The following is a 16,960-nucleotide window of genomic DNA, read 5'->3' as shown; positions in this document are numbered from 1 at the left end:
CCTGAGCCAGGATCAAACTCTCCAACAATGCATCATTGTGTAGAGAAATCCCAGCAAAAATACCAAACCTCGCAAAAAACAAGGCCGGCACAAGCTCACTAGCATTTATCGGCACACTGTTGAGTTCTCAAACAACACACGCACACCCGTCCGACACTGCAAGAGTAGTCATCCAGGGGCTTGGTTGACGGTCGGGATCTCTCCCGTCCGCAGGTCGCCCACTCTATCACCTATCGTGAGAGCTTGGTTCGCGACCCCCGCCTGCGGTCCGTTCCGGTCTAGCCTCTCGGCGTTTCCCGGCCCGTTCCCCGCTGGCAGAGATAAAGTTACACGGGGGCAAAACCCCTGTTTCACCCACCCCCCCCTTAACTGCGTTCCCGCAGGTCAGGGGGTGGTTTCGATGCCTCCGACGGTTCGCTTGCCGTGACGGACCACGAGCCAGCGGCCGTGCAGGAGGTCGGCAGCGCCCGGCTGCCACTCCTCGTCGGCGATCTTCGAGTTGTTGACGTACGCCCCGCCCTCGTTCACGGCCCGGCGGGCGGCCCCCCTGCTCTTCGCTAGCCCGGACGACACCAGCAGGTCGACGATCGTGGGCGCCTCGGCCAGCCGGACCTGGCCGGTCTGTACCTCCGCCATCGCCGCGTCGAGCGTCGAGGCGTCCAGGTCACGCAGCTCCCCGCGGCCGAACAGCGCGCCGCTCGCGGCTATCACCTGCTCGGTGGCGCGTGCGCCGTGCACCAGCGTGGTGAACTCCGCGGCCAGCCGGCGCTGGGCGGCCCGCTGATGGGCCCGCTCCCTGGTCTCCTGGTCCAGCGCGTCGATCTCCTCGCGCGTCAGGAAGGTGAACATGCGCAGGTAGCGCATGACGTCCGCGTCGTCGACGTTCACGAAGTACTGGTACCAGGCGTACGGGGAGGTCAGCGTGGGGTCGAGCCAGAGGTTCCCACCACCGGTCGACTTGCCGAACTTCCTGCCCTCGGCGTCGGTGACCAGCGGCGTCGTCATCGCGTGCACGCCGTCCGCGTCGACCCGGCGGATCAGCTCGACGCCGCCGATGATGTTCCCCCACTGGTCCGAACCGCCCACCTGCAGCGTGCAGCCGTGTCGCCGGTGCAGCTGCAGGTAGTCGTTCGACTGGAGGAGCAGGTAGCTGAACTCGGTGAACGACATGCCGTCGGAGTCCAGCCGCCGCTTGACCGTCTCCCGCGCGAGCATCACGTTGACCGAGAAGTGCTTGCCGACGTCCCGCAGGAACTCCAGCACGGGCAGGTCGCCGGTCCAGTCCAGGTTGTTGGCGATGACCGCGCCCGTCGGCGAGTCGTCGAAGTCCACGAACCGCTCGAGCTGGCCGCGGATCCGCTCGGACCACTCGGCGACCACGTCGACGGACTGCAGGGCCCGCTCCCCCACGTCCCGCGGGTCGCCGATCATCCCGGTGGCGCCGCCGGCGAGCACGATGGGCCGGTGTCCGGCCTGCTGGTAGCGGCGGAGCATCAGCAGGGGCACGAGATGACCGGCGTGCAGGCTCGGCGCGGTCGGGTCGAACCCCGCGTACAGGGTGACCACGCCGGCGTCCAGGTCCTTGCGCAGCGCGTCGAGGTCGGTGGACTGCGCGATCAACCCGCGCCAGGACAGCTCGTCGAGAATGTGCTCCGTCACGAGGCCAGTGTCTCGTACCTGCTCAACGCGATTGTCGCCGAGCCGCCTTGCCGCCGCGCCGGTACAAGCTGACGGCGGGCGAGCCGTCGATCCAGAACCGCCACGGGACGTCCACGGCCACCGCGACCCCCACCCGCGGGCCGGCGTGGATGCGTTCCGGCGGCACGTGCTCGCCGGCGAACAACCGGACCGGGGACGCGGGGTCGGTCAGGTCGAGGCCGTTGCTGTCGCGATCCAGTCCCAGCACGGACGTCAGCCGGGCCGGTCCCTTGCCCAGCTCGGCGTCGCTCCGGGATGCCGGGCGGCGGATCCGCGCCTCCTCCAGTCCGCCGATGACCTCACCGGCACGCAGCAGGACCGCGCCGGGCACCCCGTCCGTCAACGCGACGACGTTCGCGCAGAAGTGCATGCCGTACACGAAGTACACGTAGAGGTGGCCGGCCGGGCCGAACATGACCTCGTTGCGTGGTGTGATGCCGCGGTAGCAGTGGGAGGCGGGGTCGTCGCCGCCCCGGTAGGCCTCGACCTCGACCAGGCGGACCCGCACCTCGCCGGCCTCGAGCACGCAGCCAAGCAACAGCTTGGCCGCGTCGACGGGGTCGACGGCCAGCTCCTCTCTGGTGAGCTGCCGGTCGAGCGGCACGGCCACGGACATGCGTTCGACCCTATACGGATACGGATTGTCGTCGCTCGGCCCTTGCCGCGGGCAGGTAGAGCGGTGCCGCCACGGCCAGCGCGACGCCGCCGACAACGATCGCGAAGCCCGTCGACACGCCCGACGCGAGGGCGGTGAGCACGATCAGCCCGAGCGAGCCGGCCGGCTGGGCGAACATCGAGTTCATCGACGTCACCGTCGACCGGTGCTCCGCGGTCACCTCGCGATGGACCAGGGTCATGTGCACCGGACCGGCGGCGCCGTGCACGGCGTACGCGGCGAGGTAGCCGGCGAGCACGCCGACCGGACCGGCGAGCAGGCCCATGCCCACCACGGCCAGGCCCTGCGCGATCCGCAGCACGCCGGCGGTCACCGCCACGCCGATCCGCGCGCTGAGTAGCGGGACCAGGGCGGATCCCGCGGCGAACGCCAGCCACGCGACCGCGCCGGCCGGGCCGACGATCGCGGCCGCCTTGGCCAGCCCGCCGACCTCCTCGGCGAGGCGGACCTTCACGAGCACCTCGAAGGTGATCATGCCGAAGCCCCAGAACAGCTCCACGGCGAGCAGCGCGAGAAGGACCCGGGAGCGGCGGACCAGACCGGCGCCCTCGACGATGACCCGCGGCACCTCCCGCAGCGAGGCCAGGAAGCGGCGCCTGCCGTCCGGGTGCGGTGGCTCGTGTACCAGCAGCAGGATCGCGGCCAGGCCGGCCAGTTGCACGAAGAGACCCAGCCAGACCGGGAGAGCCAGGGTCGGCACGCCCGGGATCTCGACCCAGGCGACCAGCCCGCCGGCCACCAGCGCGCCGGCACCCATCGCCACGCCGACCACCGCGCTGCCCGCGGACAGTCCCCGTTCGACCTTCGCGTCGGGGTCGTCGGCCAGCGTCGCGTCCACGTACCAGGAGTCGAGCGGTCCGCTGTCGAGCGCTCGGAAGACGCCCTGCAGGACATAGACGGCCACGAGCATCAGGAAGGTGTCGGCCACCGCGAACAGGGCGAGCGACACCGCGCACACGGCCGCCGACACGACGAGGACCGGGCGGCGGCCCCACGAGTCGGCCAGCCCGCCGGTGGGCAGTTCGAGCGCCAGCACGACGAACCCCTGGACCGATGCGGCGAGACCGGCCTCGGCCAGCGTCAGCCCGCGGTCGAGCGGCAGCAGGACGAAGATCGGGAGCGCGAGGCCGACCGGGAACCAGCGCAGAGCCAGCAGGAGCAGGTACCGGCACCTGGTCTGGCGCGGGGTCATGGCAGGTCGTCCGGCTCGGTCGGCATCGCGAACAGGTTGACCAGCACCTGACGGCTACCCTTCCCCGGCGCGATCTCCTTGTACCGCTGCAGCACCACGTACAGCTCCTGCATCAGCGCCTCCAGCTGTTCGGGATTCAGGTCGACGATGAAGTCCGACGCGGCGGCCGCTTCCTGCCACGGAACCGGCCAGTTCTGCCGGGCCTGTTCCCAGCGCAACGCCCGCTCGACGAACTGTTGGAAGTAGTGCTTGAGTAGCCAGTCCGAGGCGGCCAGCGCGTCCGGGTCGCCGGCGATCAGGGCATCCCCCCAGCCGTGTGACTCCTGCGCGGCGGCCCAGAACCGTTCCTTGCCGTGCCCCTCCCCGGTCTCGACGACCAGCTTGACCTCGGCGAGTTTCCGCAGGTGGTAGGAGGTGGCGCCGGTGTTGGTGTCGAGCCGTTCAGCGAGGGCCGTCGCGTTGGCGGGGCCGCGCAGGCGTAGCTCGCTGAGCAGCCGGGCGCGCAGGGGATGGGCGAGAACCCGCAGGGCGCGGCGGTCCAGCTCGATATGCTCCACACGTGCACAATAGTTGTGCACAGAAGTTGTGCACAACTATTGTGCGAAAAGTTCCTAAACCACTCCGCGAGGTCGGGACGGCATAGTCACAACCCGGACCACTCCAGGAGGCACTCATGAAAGTTCGCTACAACCCGGCCGTCGGCATCGTGATGCTGGTGCTCGGCGCCGTCTGCCTGTTCCTCGGGTTGTGGCTGATCGCGTTGGGCGAGTTCAGCCCGGCCGTGTTCCCCGGGATTCTGGTGACGGTGCTCGGGATCCTGTACCTGGTCCGGCCGTACTTCTGGGTGATGGCTTCGACCATCGAGGTCGTCGCGCCGATGGGGCCTGCGAAGCGCCGCTACCCGTTCCAGACGCTGGCGGTCGAGGGCGGCAGGTTCTACGCGGTGAGCGCCGACGGGACGCGCAAGAAGGTCCCGGTCTCCCGGTGGATGGCGAACTCGGCCGACTGGACGGCGGTGACCGAGCTCGCCACCCAACACTAGGAAGAAGTGGCCCAGTCCCGGATGCCGGTGAGCACCTCGTCGAGGCCGACACGCTGCTCCGCGACGCGTGCGGGGGCCGTGCCGCCGTACGCGTCCCGCGAGGTGACCGAGCCGTCGACGGTCAGCACGTCCCGCACCTCCGGGGAGAGCGCCGGGTGCACGCCGGCGAGCTCCTCGTCGGTCAGGTCGTCGAGGCCGACCCCTCGGGCCTCGGCGACCCGCACGCACTCCCCCGCCGCCTCGTGTGCGACGCGGAACGGCACGCCCTGGCGCACCAGCCACTCGGCGATGTCCGTGGCCAGGGTGAAGCCGGCGGGCGCCAGCTCGGCCAGGCGTGCGGTGTCGAACGTCAGCGTCCGCAGCATGCCGGTGATCGCGGGCAGGAGCAGGACCAGCTGGTCGACGGAGTCGAAGAGCGGTTCCTTGTCCTCCTGCAGGTCGCGGTTGTAGGCCAGCGGCTGGGCCTTGAGCACGGCCAGGAGCCCGGTCAGGTTGCCGATGAGCCGGCCGGACTTGCCGCGGGTCAGCTCCGCGACGTCCGGGTTCTTCTTCTGCGGCATGATCGACGAGCCGGTCGCCCAGGCGTCGTCGAGCTTCGCGTACCGGAACTCGGCGGTCGTCCAGATGATCACCTCCTCGGCGATCCTGGACAGGTTCACCCCCAGCATGGCCAGGCAGAACGCCATCTCGGCGGCGAAGTCGCGGGAGGCCACGCCGTCGATCGAGTTGGCGACGGCCGCGTCGAAGCCCAGCTCCTTGGCGACCGCGTCCGGGTCGAGGCCGAGTGACGAGCCGGCGAGCGCACCAGAGCCGTACGGGGACACGGCGGTCCGGCGGTCCCAGTCCCGCAGCCGGTCCACGTCCCGCAGCAGTGCCTGGACGTGCGCGAGCAGGTGGTGGGCCAGCAGGACGGGCTGTGCGTGCTGGAGATGGGTGCGGCCCGGCATGACGGCGGTCGGGTGCTGGTCCACCTGGTGCAGCAGCGCGTCGATGACGTCGGCCACGCCCAGCGCGATGCCGCGGGCGGCGTCCCGCAGGTACATCCGGAACAGCGTCGCGACCTGGTCGTTGCGGGAGCGGCCGGCCCGGAGCTTGCCGCCGAGGTCGGGACCGGCACGCTCGATGAGCCCGCGTTCGAGAGCCGTGTGCACGTCCTCGTCGTCCACCGAGGGCGTGAACGCGCCCGACGCGACGTCCGCGGACAGCTGGTCGAGCGCGGCGAGCATGCCCGACAGCTCCCCGTCGGTCAGCAGCTTCGCCTTGTGCAGCACGTGCGCGTGCGCCCGTGAGCCGGCGATGTCGTACTGCGCGAGCTTCCAGTCGAAGTGGGTCGAGACGGACAGCGCGGCCATCGCGTCGGCCGGGCCCGCGGAGAACCGGCCGCCCCACAGTGCCTCAGGCATGCTGGTCCCGCTTCGCGGCGATCTTCGACGGCAGGCCCCAGAGCTGCACGAAGCCCTTGGCGAGCGACTGGTCGAACGTGTCGCCCTCGTCGTAGGTCGCGAGGTTGAAGTCGTACAGGGACTGCTCGGACCGCCGCCCGTTCACGACCGCGCGGCCGCCGTGCAGCTGCATCCGGATGTCGCCGGAGACGTGCTTCTGCGAGGCCGCGATGAACGTGTCCAGGGCGTCCTTGAGAGGTGAGAACCACAGGCCGTCGTAGACCAGCTCGCCCCAGCGCTGCTCGACCTGGCGCTTGAACCGGCCCAGGTCCCGCTCGATGGTGACGCTCTCCAGCTCCTGGTGCGCGGTGATCAACGCGAGCGCGCCCGGTGCCTCGTAGACCTCACGGCTCTTGATGCCGACCAGCCGGTCCTCGACCATGTCCAGCCGGCCGACGCCCTGGGCGCCCGCGCGGCGGTTCAGCTGCTGGATCGCCTGCAGCACGGTGACGGTCTCGCCGTCGATGGCGACCGGGACGCCCTTGTCGAAGGTGATGACCACCTCGTCGGCGTCGCGCGGCTCGGCCGGGTTGTCGGTGTAGGAGTAGACGTCCTCGATCGGCGCGTGCCAGATGTCCTCGAGGAAGCCCGTCTCGACCGCGCGGCCCCACACGTTCTGGTCGACCGAGTACGGCGACGACTTGGTCTGGTCGATCGGCAGGCTGCGGTCGTGCGCCCACGCGATGGCCTTCTCACGGGTCCACGCGAAGTCGCGGACCGGGGCGATCACCCTGAGGTCGGGGGCGAGCGCGCCTATGCCGACCTCGAAGCGGACCTGGTCGTTGCCCTTGCCGGTGCAGCCGTGGGAGACGGTCGAGGCGCCGTGGTACTTCGCGGCCTCGACCAGGTGCTTGACGATCACCGGGCGGGACAGGGCGGAGACCAGCGGGTACCGGTCCATGTAGAGGGCGTTGGCCTGGAGGGCGGGCAGGCAGTACTGCTCGGCGAACTCGTCGCGGGCGTCGGCGACGACCGCGTCCACGGCGCCGCAGTCCAGGGCCCGCTTGCGGATGGTGTCGAGGTCCTCGCCGCCCTGGCCGACGTCGACCGCGACGGCGACCACCTCGGCGCCGGTCTCCTCCGCGATCCAGCCGATCGCGACGGACGTGTCCAGACCGCCCGAGTAGGCGAGGACGATCCGTTCAGTCATTCTCTGGTTCTCCTTCTGAGTTCGTGCGCGCCGCGAGTGCGGTGAAGCGGTCGGCCAGGTCCTTGCCCGACAGGGGCTCCCTGGCGATGGCCATGACGGTGTCGTCGCCGGCGATGGTGCCGACGACCTCGTGCAGTGCGGCCCGGTCGATCGCGCTGGCGAGGAACTGCGCGGCGCCCGGCGGGGTTCGCAACACGGTCAGGTTGGCCGAGTAGTCCGCGCCGACCAGCAGCTCCGCGAGGAGACGCGACAGTCTCGACGTCCCGCCCTGGATGCCGCGGACGGGCGAGCCGTCCTCGGGGATCACGTAGACGGCGGCGCCGCCGTCGGCACCCCGCAGCTTGACCGCGCCCAGCTCGTCGAGGTCCCGCGACAGCGTGGCCTGGGTGACGTCGATGCCTTCGCCGGCCAGGAGCCTGGCCAGCTCGGTCTGACTGCGGATGCCCATGGCGGACACCAGCTCGACGATCCTGGCCTGACGGGCCACCCTGGTCACTGGAGCACCCAGCTGAGCAGGGCCGTCTGGGCGTGCAGCCGGTTCTCCGCCTCGTCCCAGACCGCGCTGGCCGGGCCGTCGAGGATCTCGTCGGTGATCTCCCAGCCGCGGTGCGCCGGGAGGCAGTGCAGGACGATCGCGCCCGCGTTGGCCCTGGCCAGGAGCTCGGCGTTGACCTGGAACGGGCGGAACGGGGCGATGCGGTCCTTGCCGTCGTTCTCCTGGCCCATGGACGTCCACGAGTCGGTGACCACCACGTCCGTGCCGTCGACCGCGGCCCGCGGGTCGGACAGGACGGTCACGCTGCCGCCCGTGTCGGTCGCGCGTTTCCTGGCGTCGAGCAGGACATCCTGGTGCGGGGTGAAACCCTCGGGGTGCGCGACGCGGACGTGCAGGCCGGCGGTGACCCCGCCGAGGAGCAGCGAGTGGGACATGTTGTTGGCGCCGTCGCCGAGGTAGGTCAGGGTGAGGCCGGCCAGCCTGCCGTGGCGTTCGCGGATGGTCTGGAGGTCGGCGAGGACCTGGCAGGGGTGGAACTCGTCGGTCAGCGCGTTGACGACCGGGACGCGGGAGGCCGAGGCCATCGCCACGATCCGCTGTTGGGCGTAGGTCCGCCAGACGACCGCGTCGACGTAGCGGGACAGGACGCGGGAGGTGTCCTCGATGGTCTCCTCGCGACCGAGTTGCATCGTGCGACCGTCGATAACGATGGGCTGACCGCCGAGCTGGGCGATGCCGACCTCGAACGAGAGGCGGGTGCGCGTGGAGTTCTTCTCGAAGATCGTCGCGACCGACTTGTTCGCGAGCGTCGTGAAGGCGTGCCGGTCGGCCTTCATCCGGTCGGCGAGGTCGAGGACCGCGAGCTGGTCGGCGGGGGTCAGGTCGTCGTCACGCAGGAAGTGGCGGCTCTTGTTCGCTTCGCTCACTGTGACTCCTGTGCCTGGTCGAGGACGCCGGGCAGGGCGTCGAGGAAGCCGTGGACCTGGTCGTGGTCGAGGACCAGGGGCGGAGCGAGGCGGATCGTGTCCGGCTGGACGTTGTTGACCAGATAGCCGGCGTCCTGCGCGGCCTTCGCGGCACCGCTGGACACGGGCCTGGTCAGGCCGATGCCGAGCAGCAGGCCACTCCCCCGCACGCCGGCGACGAGCGGGTGGTCGAGGGCCTCGACACCCGCGATGATCTCCTTGCCGACGGCTGCGGCGTGCTCCACCAGGCCGTCGGCGGCGATGGTACGCAGGACCGCGAGACCGGCCGCACAGCACACGGGGTTGCCGCCGAACGTGGTGCCGTGGTGGCCGGGCTTCATCAGGTCGCCGACCGCGCCGACCCCGATGCACGCGCCCAGTGGGAGGCCGCCGCCCAGGCCCTTGGCGAGGGTGATGACGTCCGGGGTGATGCCGGCCTGTTGGAACGCGAACCAGGTGCCGAGGCGGCCGAGGCCGGTCTGGACCTCGTCCAGGATCAGCAGGGCGCCGTTGTCGCTGGTGAGCTGCCTGGCCTTCCGCAGGTAGCCGTCGGGGGCCGGGCGGACTCCGCCCTCGCCGAGCACCGGCTCGATGATCACGGCGGCGGTGTGCTCGTCGACGGCGGCTTCGAGGGCCGTCTGGTCGCCGAACGGGACGTGCTCGACGTCCGGGAGCAGTGGCTTGAACGGCTCGCGCTTCGGCGGTTGGCCGGTCAGCGTGAGCGCGCCCATCGTGCGGCCGTGGAAGGCGCCGTCGCACGCCACGAGCTTGCCGCGGCCGGTGAGGCGGGAGAGTTTGAGCGCGGCCTCGACGGCCTCCGCTCCCGAGTTGCAGAAAAGGACCTTGCCGGTGACACCGGCCACGTCGAGCAGTTCCTCGGCCAGCTCGACGGTGACCTGGTTGATGTAGAGGTTCGACGTGTGGCCGAGGGTCTGGATCTGTTCGGTCACGGCCTGGACGACGGCCGGGTGGGCGTGGCCGAGTGCGTTGACGGCGATGCCGGCGACCAGGTCGAGGTAGCGGTTGCCGTCCGCGTCCCAGACGTACGCGCCCTCACCGCGGACCAGCGTCAGCTGCGGGGTGCCGTAGTTGTCCATGAGGGACGACCGCCACTTGGCCTGGCCGTCCGTGTTCGAACTGATCACTGTGTCTCCTCGGGGAGGACCATGGTGCCCACACCGCTGCCGGTGAAGACCTCGAGCAGGACCGAGTGCGCGAGCCTGCCGTCGATCACGTGGGCACGGGGCACGCCACCGCGCACGGCGGTCAGGCACGCCTCCATCTTCGGGATCATCCCGGTGGCGAGACCGGGGAGGATCTTCGCCAGCTCGTCGGCGTGGATCTCGCCCAGTAGGGAGTCCCTGTCGGGCCAGTCCGCGTACAGGCCCTCGACGTCGGTGAGCATGACGAGCTTCTCGGCGCCCAGCGCGACGGCGATCGCGGCGGCCGCGGTGTCGGCGTTCACGTTGTGCGCCAGGCCGTCCGTGTCCGGGGCGACCGTCGAGACGACCGGGATGCGGCCGGCGTGGACGATGTCGAGCACGGCGTCCGGGTTGACCGCGATGACCTCGCCGACCAGGCCGATGTCGACCTCCTCGCCGTCGACGGTGGCCGTGCGGCGCTGCGCGGTGAGCAGCTGCGCGTCCTCACCGGAGATCGCGACGGCGTAGGGGCCGTGGGCGTTGATCAGTGCGACCAGCTCGCGGCTGACCTGGCCGGTGAGGACCATGCGGACGACGTCCATGGTCTCGGGGGTGGTGACGCGCAGGCCGCCCTTGAACTCGCCGGAGATCCCCAGGCGGTTGAGCATGGCGGTGATCTGCGGGCCGCCGCCGTGCACGACGACCGGGTGCAGGCCGACGAGCTTGAGGAACACCATGTCCTGGGCGAACGCCTGCTTGAGCTTCTCGTCGACCATCGCGTTGCCGCCGTACTTCACGACGACCGTCGCGCCGGTGAAGCGTTGCAGCCACGGCAGGGCCTCGATCAGGACCGCCGCCTTCTCCGCGGCCTGCGGGATGGTCATGAGGAGTACGCGCTGTTCTCTTCGACGTAGCCGTGGGACAGGTCGGTGGTGAGGACCGTCGCCGAGCCCTGTCCCGCGTGCAGGTCGACCTCGACCGTGATGTCCCTGCCCTTGAGGTCGGCCTTGTGGCGGTCCTCGCCGGCGCCACCCGCACGGCAGACCTCGACGCCGTTGATGGTGATGTCCAGCTTGTTCGGGTCGAAGTCCGTCGGCGCGTTGCCGACGGCCATGGCGACGCGGCCCCAGTTGGGGTCCGAGCCGAAGAAGGCCGTCTTGCACAGGTTGTCCTGGGCGATGACCTTGGCCGCCTGCTTCGCCTCCTCGTCCGTGGCCGCGCCGGTCACCGTGATGGCGATGTGCTTGGTGACACCCTCCGCGTCGGCCTGGAGCTGGCGGACGAGGTCACGGCAGACCTCGGTGAGCTTCTCGGTGAAGTCCTCCGGTGTCTGGCCGGAGGCGCCGGAGCAGAGCAGCAGGACGGTGTCGTTGGTGGAGGTGCCGCCGTCGATGTCCAGCGCGTTGAAGGTCTTGTCCACCGCCGCCCGAAGGGCCGCGTCGGCCTCTTCCCTGGTCAGGACCGCGTCGGTGGTGAGGACCGAGAGCATCGTGGCCATGTTGGGTGCGCACATGCCGGCACCCTTGGCGAAACCGCCGATGCTCCAGCCGTTCGCGCCGGTCCGGGCCTGCTTGGGGACCGTGTCGGTGGTCATGACCGCTTCGGCGGCGTCCCGGCCCGCTGCCGGGGTGTCCCCGAGCTGCGCGGCGGCCTGCGTCACGCCGGCGGTGAGCTTGTCCATGGGCAGGCGGGCGCCGATGAGTCCGGTGGAGCAGACGGCGACGTCGACCGCACCGATGCCCAGGGTCTCCGCGACGTGCTCGGCTGTCCTGTGCGTGTCCTGGAAGCCCTCGGGGCCGGTGCAGGCGTTGGCGCCGCCCGAGTTGAGGACGGCGGCCCTGACGCGGCCGGTCGCGAGGACCTGCTGGGACCAGAGGACGGGCGCGGCCTTGACCTTGTTGCGGGTGAAGACGCCGGCCGCGACGTCGAGCGGGCCGTCGTTGACCACGAGGGTCAGGTCCTTGTTGCCGTTCTCCTTGATGCCGGCGGCGATCCCGGCGGCCCGGAACCCCTTGGGCGCGGTGATGGTCATGGCGCGACTCCCACTGTGGTCAGGCCGGTGGTCTCCGGCAGGCCGAGCGCGATGTTCATGGACTGCACGGCGGCGCCCGCCGTGCCCTTGGTGAGGTTGTCGAGGGCGGCGATCACGACGAGCCGGTTGGCGTCCCGGTCGACGGTGGCGCGGAGCTGGACCGCGTTGGAACCGAGCGTGGCGGCGGTCGCGGGCCAGGAGCTCTCCAGGACGTGGACGAACGGCTCGTCGGCGTAGGCCTTGCGGTAGATCTCCTCGGCGTCCGCTTCCCGTCTGATCGGCGCGGAGGCACTGGTCAGGATGCCGCGGGGCATGGGGGCGAGCACGGGCGTGAAGGAGACCCTGACCCTGGTACCGGCCACCTGGCTCAGGTTCTGGGCGATCTCCGGCGTGTGGCGGTGCGCGCCGCCGACGCCGTAGGCGCTGACCGACCCCATGACCTCGGAGCCGAGGAGGTGCGGCTTGAGGGACTTGCCGGCGCCGGAGGTGCCGCTGACCGAGGTGATGACGACGTCCGGCTCGACGAGGCCTTCCGCGAGCGCGGGCGCGAGGGCGAGCGAGGCGCCGGTCGGGTAGCAGCCGGGGACGGCGATCCGCTTGGCGTGCCTGAGCTTCTCGCGGTTGCCGGGCAGCTCGGGGAGGCCGTACGGCCAGGTGCCGGCATGGTCGCCCCCGTACCAGCGGGCCCAGTCCTCGGTGCTGGCCAGCCGGTGGTCCGCGCCGCAGTCGATGACGAGCGTGTCCGGGCCCAGCTCCTTCGCGATGGCCGCGGAGTGGCCGTGCGGGAGGGCGAGGAAGACGACGTCGTGACCGGCGAGGTTGTCCTTCGTCGTGTCGGCGAGGACTCGGCCGTCGAGCGGGAGGAGGTGGGGTTGGTGCGCGCCGAGCGGCGTGCCGGCGTTGCCACCGGCCGTCAGCGCGCCGATCTCGACGTCCGGGTGGCTGAGGAGCAGTCGGAGCAGCTCACCACCCGCGTACCCACTGGCTCCGCCAACCGCGATCCTGATCGTCACCTGGATGATTATGCACGGCTATGCAAAGTCACTCAACCGACTATTCGAGTGACCTCCCTCAACACGGCGACGGGCGCCCCCGGTGACCCGGGAGCGCCCGTCGGTGATCGACTAGCGCGGTACGGCCAGCGCCAGTTCGGCGCGCGCGTCCAAGTTCGGCACGCTCGCGGCACGCTTGTCCGCGGTGGCGCCGGCCGGGACCGGCTGGGGCACCGGGTCACACTGGACGTCCGACCGGTTGCCCGGCTTGCGGGCCGGGAGGGCACCCGTCTTCAGGTAGTCGGTGATGAGACTGTCCGTGCACTCGACGCCGGACAGCGAACCCGAGTGCGTGGTACCGCCCACACCTTCGATGAGCACGGCGTTCGGGAACAGCTTGCGGACCTCGAGCGCGCCCGTGTACGGCGTGGCCGCGTCGTTCGTCTCGTTGATCAGAAGGGCGCTCCGGACCCCGCGGCCGTCGACCTTCACCGGACGGTCGGCCGTCGCGGGCCAGTACACGCACGGCGCGTTGAACCACACGTTGCCCCAGGTCTCGAACGGGGCACGGGCAAAGGTGAGCCACTGGTCGGCACGCCACCTGTTCCAGTTCGTCGGCCACTGGTTGTCGGTGCAGGAGACCGCGAGGTAGATGGCGTGGCCGTTGTCGTCGAACGGCGGCGTGCCGTACAGCTCCTGCAGCGTCTGCCAGTCACCGTTGTGGACGAAGCCGGCGAACGCGTTGGCGATGTCCTCCCAGCCGTACACGTAGTAGCCGGCCTGCAGGAAGATGTCGGTCCACTCGTCCGGGCCGATCACACCGCCGGCCGGGGCACGCAGCAGCTCCGCCTGCTTCTGGTAGAACAGCGCCTCGACCTGCCGCTCCGTCCGGCCCAGGTGGTAGATGTCGTCGTAGCTGGCGATCCAGGCGAAGTAGGTCTTGATGTTCTTGTCGAACTGGATGTCCTGGTCGATGTTGGCGTCGTACCAGACCCGCTTCGGGTTGACGTTGCCGTCGAAGACGACCCGGCGGAAGCGGTTCGGGAACAGGGTTCCGTACACCTGGCCGAGGTAGGTGCCGTAGGAGAAGCCGTAGTAGTTGATCTGCTCGGAGCGAAGCGCCTTGCGGATGCTCTCCATGTCGTTGGCCGAGTCGACGGTGGTCAGGTGCTCGAGCAGCCTGCCGCCGTCGCGGCCGCAGGCCTGCGCGTAGGACTTGGACCGCTGCAGCCAGGTCCGCTCCAGACCGGGGGTGATCGGCGTGTAGAACGGGCGGTTGTAGCCGTCGTAGTCGGGGATGCAGGACAGGGACGGCTGGCTGGCGCCGACGCCACGTGGGTCGAAGCCGATCCAGTCGTAGTCGTCACCGCCCCCGTTCGGCACGAAGTCGCCGAAGATCGCGTAGATGAGACCGGAGCCGCCCGGTCCGCCAGGGTTGACGAGCATCGGACCCTGGTACGAGGAGTCGGGCCCCTTGTGCTTGACGCGGGAGACGGCGAGCTTGATCTTCTCGCCGTTGGGCTTCGCGTAGTCGAGCGGCACCTCGAGGAGCCCGCACTTGGCACCGGCCTGCACGAGCCTCGGACTGTCGCATTCACCCCATTGGATAGCCTTTGGAGTGAATTCGGGTGCCTTCGCCGGTGCCGCGGAGGCGGTCGCCGACACACTCAACCCACTGAGCACAACTCCAACCACCGTGGCCACGGCAGCGAATCTGTGTATTTTGATCACCGGTAGAGCCTGCCGCCGAAATAGGGGCGACGGAATACCCCGAAAGTCGTTTTATCGGATCGTGACAATACGGAGCGCAACCGTCCGGACACGGAGTCGCGGAAGTCGGGGAACGTCCTCAGGGGACACATGGCAACGCCTGCATGTGTTGCGACACACCGGGCCTGCACTCGACGGCGTCATGCCGCGCGGCACGGACCCCTGCGGACGAACGCCCGCTCCGCGGACCGCACCCGAAATTATCGGTGCCCTCCGGTAGTGTTGAAACCGGGGGACCCCCTGGCGCACGAATGGGACTTTCGTGCGAGTTCGTTGGAGTGAACAGATTCCCGTTTGCCATTCACACTTGGCGATGTGTCGGTGATGTGAATGACACATTCGGGACATGGCGGTGCCGCGAGAGCGCCTTTCGGGGCGGTCCGGCGTCGGCGCGCGGCGGTGAAAGGTGACGGAGAGCGTACGGGCGCCACGCGTGTGGTGGACGGCGTGTAGTTGACGTGCTGAGGGATGTCGGGCCTGTGCCTCGTTATGTCTCGCTGACCCCGCACGGACACTCATCGACCTGAACGCCACGATCCTGATCTTGTCCCTACGGCACGCGGCCGGTTTTGTGCTTGGGCGGTCTGACATTCACGCAGGTCACGGCATCGGGCCTCGCGGCCGAGCCGTGAGCTGGCCCGCGGCATGCCGGAGGTCGAGCAGTGCAGGTCGAGGAACCTGTTAGGCCGGCGGGCGATTGACGCGCAGCCAGCCGACGGCGAAGGCCACTGCTTCCGCGACCGGGAACAGGCGTGCGTCCGCCTTGCCCACCGCTCCTCGGCGCAGGGTGGCCGTGGGTTCGTAGGCCGCGCCCAGTTGGGCGAAGTCGTCGCTGGTGGTGGCCACGTCGGTGTAGGTGACCCATTCGCGGCCCTGGGCCGTGAGCATCGCGCAGCTGTGCTCCGTTTTCGGCACCGGTGCGCGGTATTCGGCCAGGTGGAACGCCGTGCACACGTCGAAGCCCACGCCCAGCAGCAGTACTCGGGCACCCACCCGCTCCAGTGCCCCCAGCGGGGAGCGCTCGCCGAGGTGGCTTTCCAGGTCGTGCGTCGCCATGAGGTCGGCGGCCTGTGCGCCCACCGCCGCGAACGAGGCCTGTGGGTGGTCGCTTCGTACGGCACCCGGCCAGGTTCGGACCGCTTCGGCCACCGCGCCCAGGCCGCGAGGTGGCGTCAGCGCGGGATCGAATGCCGGCATCTGCTCACGGATGACCGGCCACCACGACTCCGGCACCGGCGGGCGTTGCCAGTGCCTCGGGTCCGAGTTGTCCATCGTCTGGGCCGGCACCACCAGCGTGCCCGCCGGACCGAGCACCTCCAGCAGCGACTGGACGACCGCGACCCGACCGCCCGGCACCCAGCCGACCGCACGCAGCGACGAGTGGACGATCACCGTCTCCCCCGCACGCAGTCCCAGTGCGGTGAGGTCCTCGGCCAGCGAGGCCCGTGTCGGTGGCAGGTCGGTCACCATGTCATCGTGTCAGGGGCTACAAGTGCTTTCTCGCCTCGCGGACCGACAGGGGCGACAGGTCCGGGTGGCTGTCCACGAACGCCAGCACCCACCCCGGTTCGGTGCGGGCGAACTGCCGCAACGCCCACCCGATGCCCTTGCGGATGAAGAAGGCCCGGTCACCCACGTTCGCCTCGATCGCCGTCGCGAGCAGCTTGGTGTCGGTCGCCTCCTTGAAGCTCAGCTGGCAGATGATCGACGTACGCCGTTTCCAGAGGTCGACATCGGTGGCCCACGTGTACATCACCGGCGTCACGTCCTCCGGGAACCGGCGTAACAGAGCGCCGACGCGGTGGTTGGCCAGCTCGTCCACGAAGTCCCACCACGCCCCGGTGACGATCAGCTCCTCGTAGAGCGGCAGCAGCGACGGGGTCTGCCATGCCGCGTACCGCCGATCCCCCGTCAGCGCGATCGCCACGTATCGCTCCTCACGGTAGGCGGCCTCGCGCCACAGTGTCAGGACCGTCGCCCGCCATTCGGCCTCGTCGGTGAGGACATGGTCGTTGAACAACCGTCGGCAAAGCGCCGTGCGTTCGGGCGAGGACACACCACGGAACGGCAGCTCGGACTTCATGTACCGCTGCATCTCGGGCGCCTTCCGCGCATCACCAAGAGCGGCAAGCCCCGAGCGCACCGCCTTGATCAGAACCTGGGATCCAGTCATGCGGCCAAGCTACGCGGCCCCACCGACAATCCCCCGCCGAAGATCGAACGAATGGGACTTTCACGCGAGAAAGGCAGCAGGGGGCGGGGATGGCCCGAAGAAGGGGAAAGAAAGGCGCCGAAGGGGGCGGGTCACGGCATGGAGGCACGGCGACAACGGAAGCCGGAAGCCGGAAGCCGGAAGCCGGAAG

At 69.9% G+C, this 16,960-nt stretch carries 16 protein-coding genes; 1 reads left to right on the top strand and 15 read right to left on the bottom strand.

What is annotated here, in order from left to right:
• Positions 1–384 precede the first annotated feature (384 nt).
• From tyrS to VET29_RS26945, 4 genes are read right to left on the bottom strand one after another with little or no spacing between them, the layout of a single operon-like run.
• Positions 385–1,659: a tyrosine--tRNA ligase gene (gene tyrS / locus VET29_RS26960; RefSeq protein ID WP_324925401.1), complete on the bottom strand. Its 1,275-nt coding sequence runs from the start codon at positions 1,657–1,659 to the stop codon at positions 385–387.
• A gap of 22 nt (positions 1,660–1,681) precedes the next feature.
• Positions 1,682–2,314: a DNA-3-methyladenine glycosylase gene (locus VET29_RS26955; protein ID WP_324925399.1), complete on the bottom strand. Its 633-nt coding sequence runs from the start codon at positions 2,312–2,314 to the stop codon at positions 1,682–1,684.
• A gap of 10 nt (positions 2,315–2,324) precedes the next feature.
• Positions 2,325–3,566: an MFS transporter gene (locus VET29_RS26950; protein ID WP_324925397.1), complete on the bottom strand. Its 1,242-nt coding sequence runs from the start codon at positions 3,564–3,566 to the stop codon at positions 2,325–2,327.
• Positions 3,563–4,123 carry a helix-turn-helix domain-containing protein gene (locus VET29_RS26945; protein WP_324925395.1) on the bottom strand — a complete coding sequence of 187 codons (561 nt, stop codon included), beginning with the start codon at positions 4,121–4,123 and terminating at the stop codon, positions 3,563–3,565. Before VET29_RS26945 ends, VET29_RS26950 begins: the two co-directional genes overlap by 4 nt.
• A gap of 116 nt (positions 4,124–4,239) precedes the next feature.
• Here VET29_RS26945 and VET29_RS26940 point away from each other — a divergent pair, with 116 nt between their 5' ends.
• Positions 4,240–4,608 carry a hypothetical protein gene (locus VET29_RS26940; protein WP_324925393.1) on the top strand — a complete coding sequence of 123 codons (369 nt, stop codon included), beginning with the start codon at positions 4,240–4,242 and terminating at the stop codon, positions 4,606–4,608.
• Here the strand turns inward: VET29_RS26940 and argH are convergent.
• The 11 genes from argH to VET29_RS26885 form a co-directional block, all read right to left on the bottom strand.
• Entirely contained in the window at positions 4,605–6,011 is a 1,407-nt protein-coding gene (gene argH, locus VET29_RS26935; protein ID WP_324925391.1) for an argininosuccinate lyase, read from the bottom strand. The two genes, VET29_RS26940 and argH, sit on opposite strands and share 4 nt — an antisense overlap.
• On the bottom strand, positions 6,004–7,200 hold the full coding sequence (locus VET29_RS26930) for an argininosuccinate synthase (protein WP_324925389.1): 1,197 nt from the start codon (positions 7,198–7,200) through the stop codon (positions 6,004–6,006). The genes argH and VET29_RS26930 overlap by 8 nt, the downstream gene beginning before the upstream one ends.
• The gene (locus VET29_RS26925) at positions 7,193–7,696 is read right to left on the bottom strand and encodes an arginine repressor (RefSeq protein WP_324925387.1); all 504 of its coding nucleotides are present in this window, start codon (positions 7,694–7,696) and stop codon (positions 7,193–7,195) included. Before VET29_RS26925 ends, VET29_RS26930 begins: the two co-directional genes overlap by 8 nt.
• Positions 7,693–8,622, bottom strand: coding sequence for an ornithine carbamoyltransferase (argF, locus tag VET29_RS26920; protein ID WP_324925385.1), 930 nt, complete (start codon positions 8,620–8,622; stop codon positions 7,693–7,695). Before argF ends, VET29_RS26925 begins: the two co-directional genes overlap by 4 nt.
• Positions 8,619–9,806 (bottom strand): acetylornithine transaminase, encoded by a 1,188-nt coding sequence (locus VET29_RS26915; RefSeq protein WP_324925383.1) that lies wholly within the window; start codon positions 9,804–9,806, stop codon positions 8,619–8,621. The genes argF and VET29_RS26915 overlap by 4 nt, the downstream gene beginning before the upstream one ends.
• On the bottom strand, positions 9,803–10,687 hold the full coding sequence (gene argB, locus VET29_RS26910) for an acetylglutamate kinase (protein ID WP_324925381.1): 885 nt from the start codon (positions 10,685–10,687) through the stop codon (positions 9,803–9,805). The genes VET29_RS26915 and argB overlap by 4 nt, the downstream gene beginning before the upstream one ends.
• Positions 10,684–11,835 carry a bifunctional glutamate N-acetyltransferase/amino-acid acetyltransferase ArgJ gene (argJ, locus tag VET29_RS26905; protein ID WP_324925379.1) on the bottom strand — a complete coding sequence of 384 codons (1,152 nt, stop codon included), beginning with the start codon at positions 11,833–11,835 and terminating at the stop codon, positions 10,684–10,686. Before argJ ends, argB begins: the two co-directional genes overlap by 4 nt.
• Positions 11,832–12,848, bottom strand: a complete 1,017-nt coding sequence (gene argC, locus VET29_RS26900; RefSeq protein WP_324925377.1) for an N-acetyl-gamma-glutamyl-phosphate reductase — start codon at positions 12,846–12,848, stop codon at positions 11,832–11,834. Before argC ends, argJ begins: the two co-directional genes overlap by 4 nt.
• A gap of 111 nt (positions 12,849–12,959) precedes the next feature.
• Positions 12,960–14,549, bottom strand: a complete 1,590-nt coding sequence (locus VET29_RS26895; RefSeq protein WP_414636613.1) for an alpha/beta hydrolase — start codon at positions 14,547–14,549, stop codon at positions 12,960–12,962.
• 729 nt (positions 14,550–15,278) lie between these two features.
• A complete protein-coding gene (locus VET29_RS26890) occupies positions 15,279–16,064 on the bottom strand; it encodes an AAC(3) family N-acetyltransferase (protein ID WP_324925375.1) in 786 nt (261 codons plus the stop codon).
• Positions 16,065–16,083: 19 nt separating this feature from the next.
• On the bottom strand, positions 16,084–16,770 hold the full coding sequence (locus VET29_RS26885) for a DNA alkylation repair protein (RefSeq protein ID WP_324925373.1): 687 nt from the start codon (positions 16,768–16,770) through the stop codon (positions 16,084–16,086).
• Positions 16,771–16,960 lie beyond the last annotated feature (190 nt).

Origin of the sequence: Actinophytocola sp. (genome assembly GCF_035634895.1) — a bacterium.
In the GTDB taxonomy this organism is placed as follows: domain Bacteria; phylum Actinomycetota; class Actinomycetes; order Mycobacteriales; family Pseudonocardiaceae; genus Actinophytocola.
This window is presented reverse-complemented; position numbering and strand designations above follow the sequence as displayed.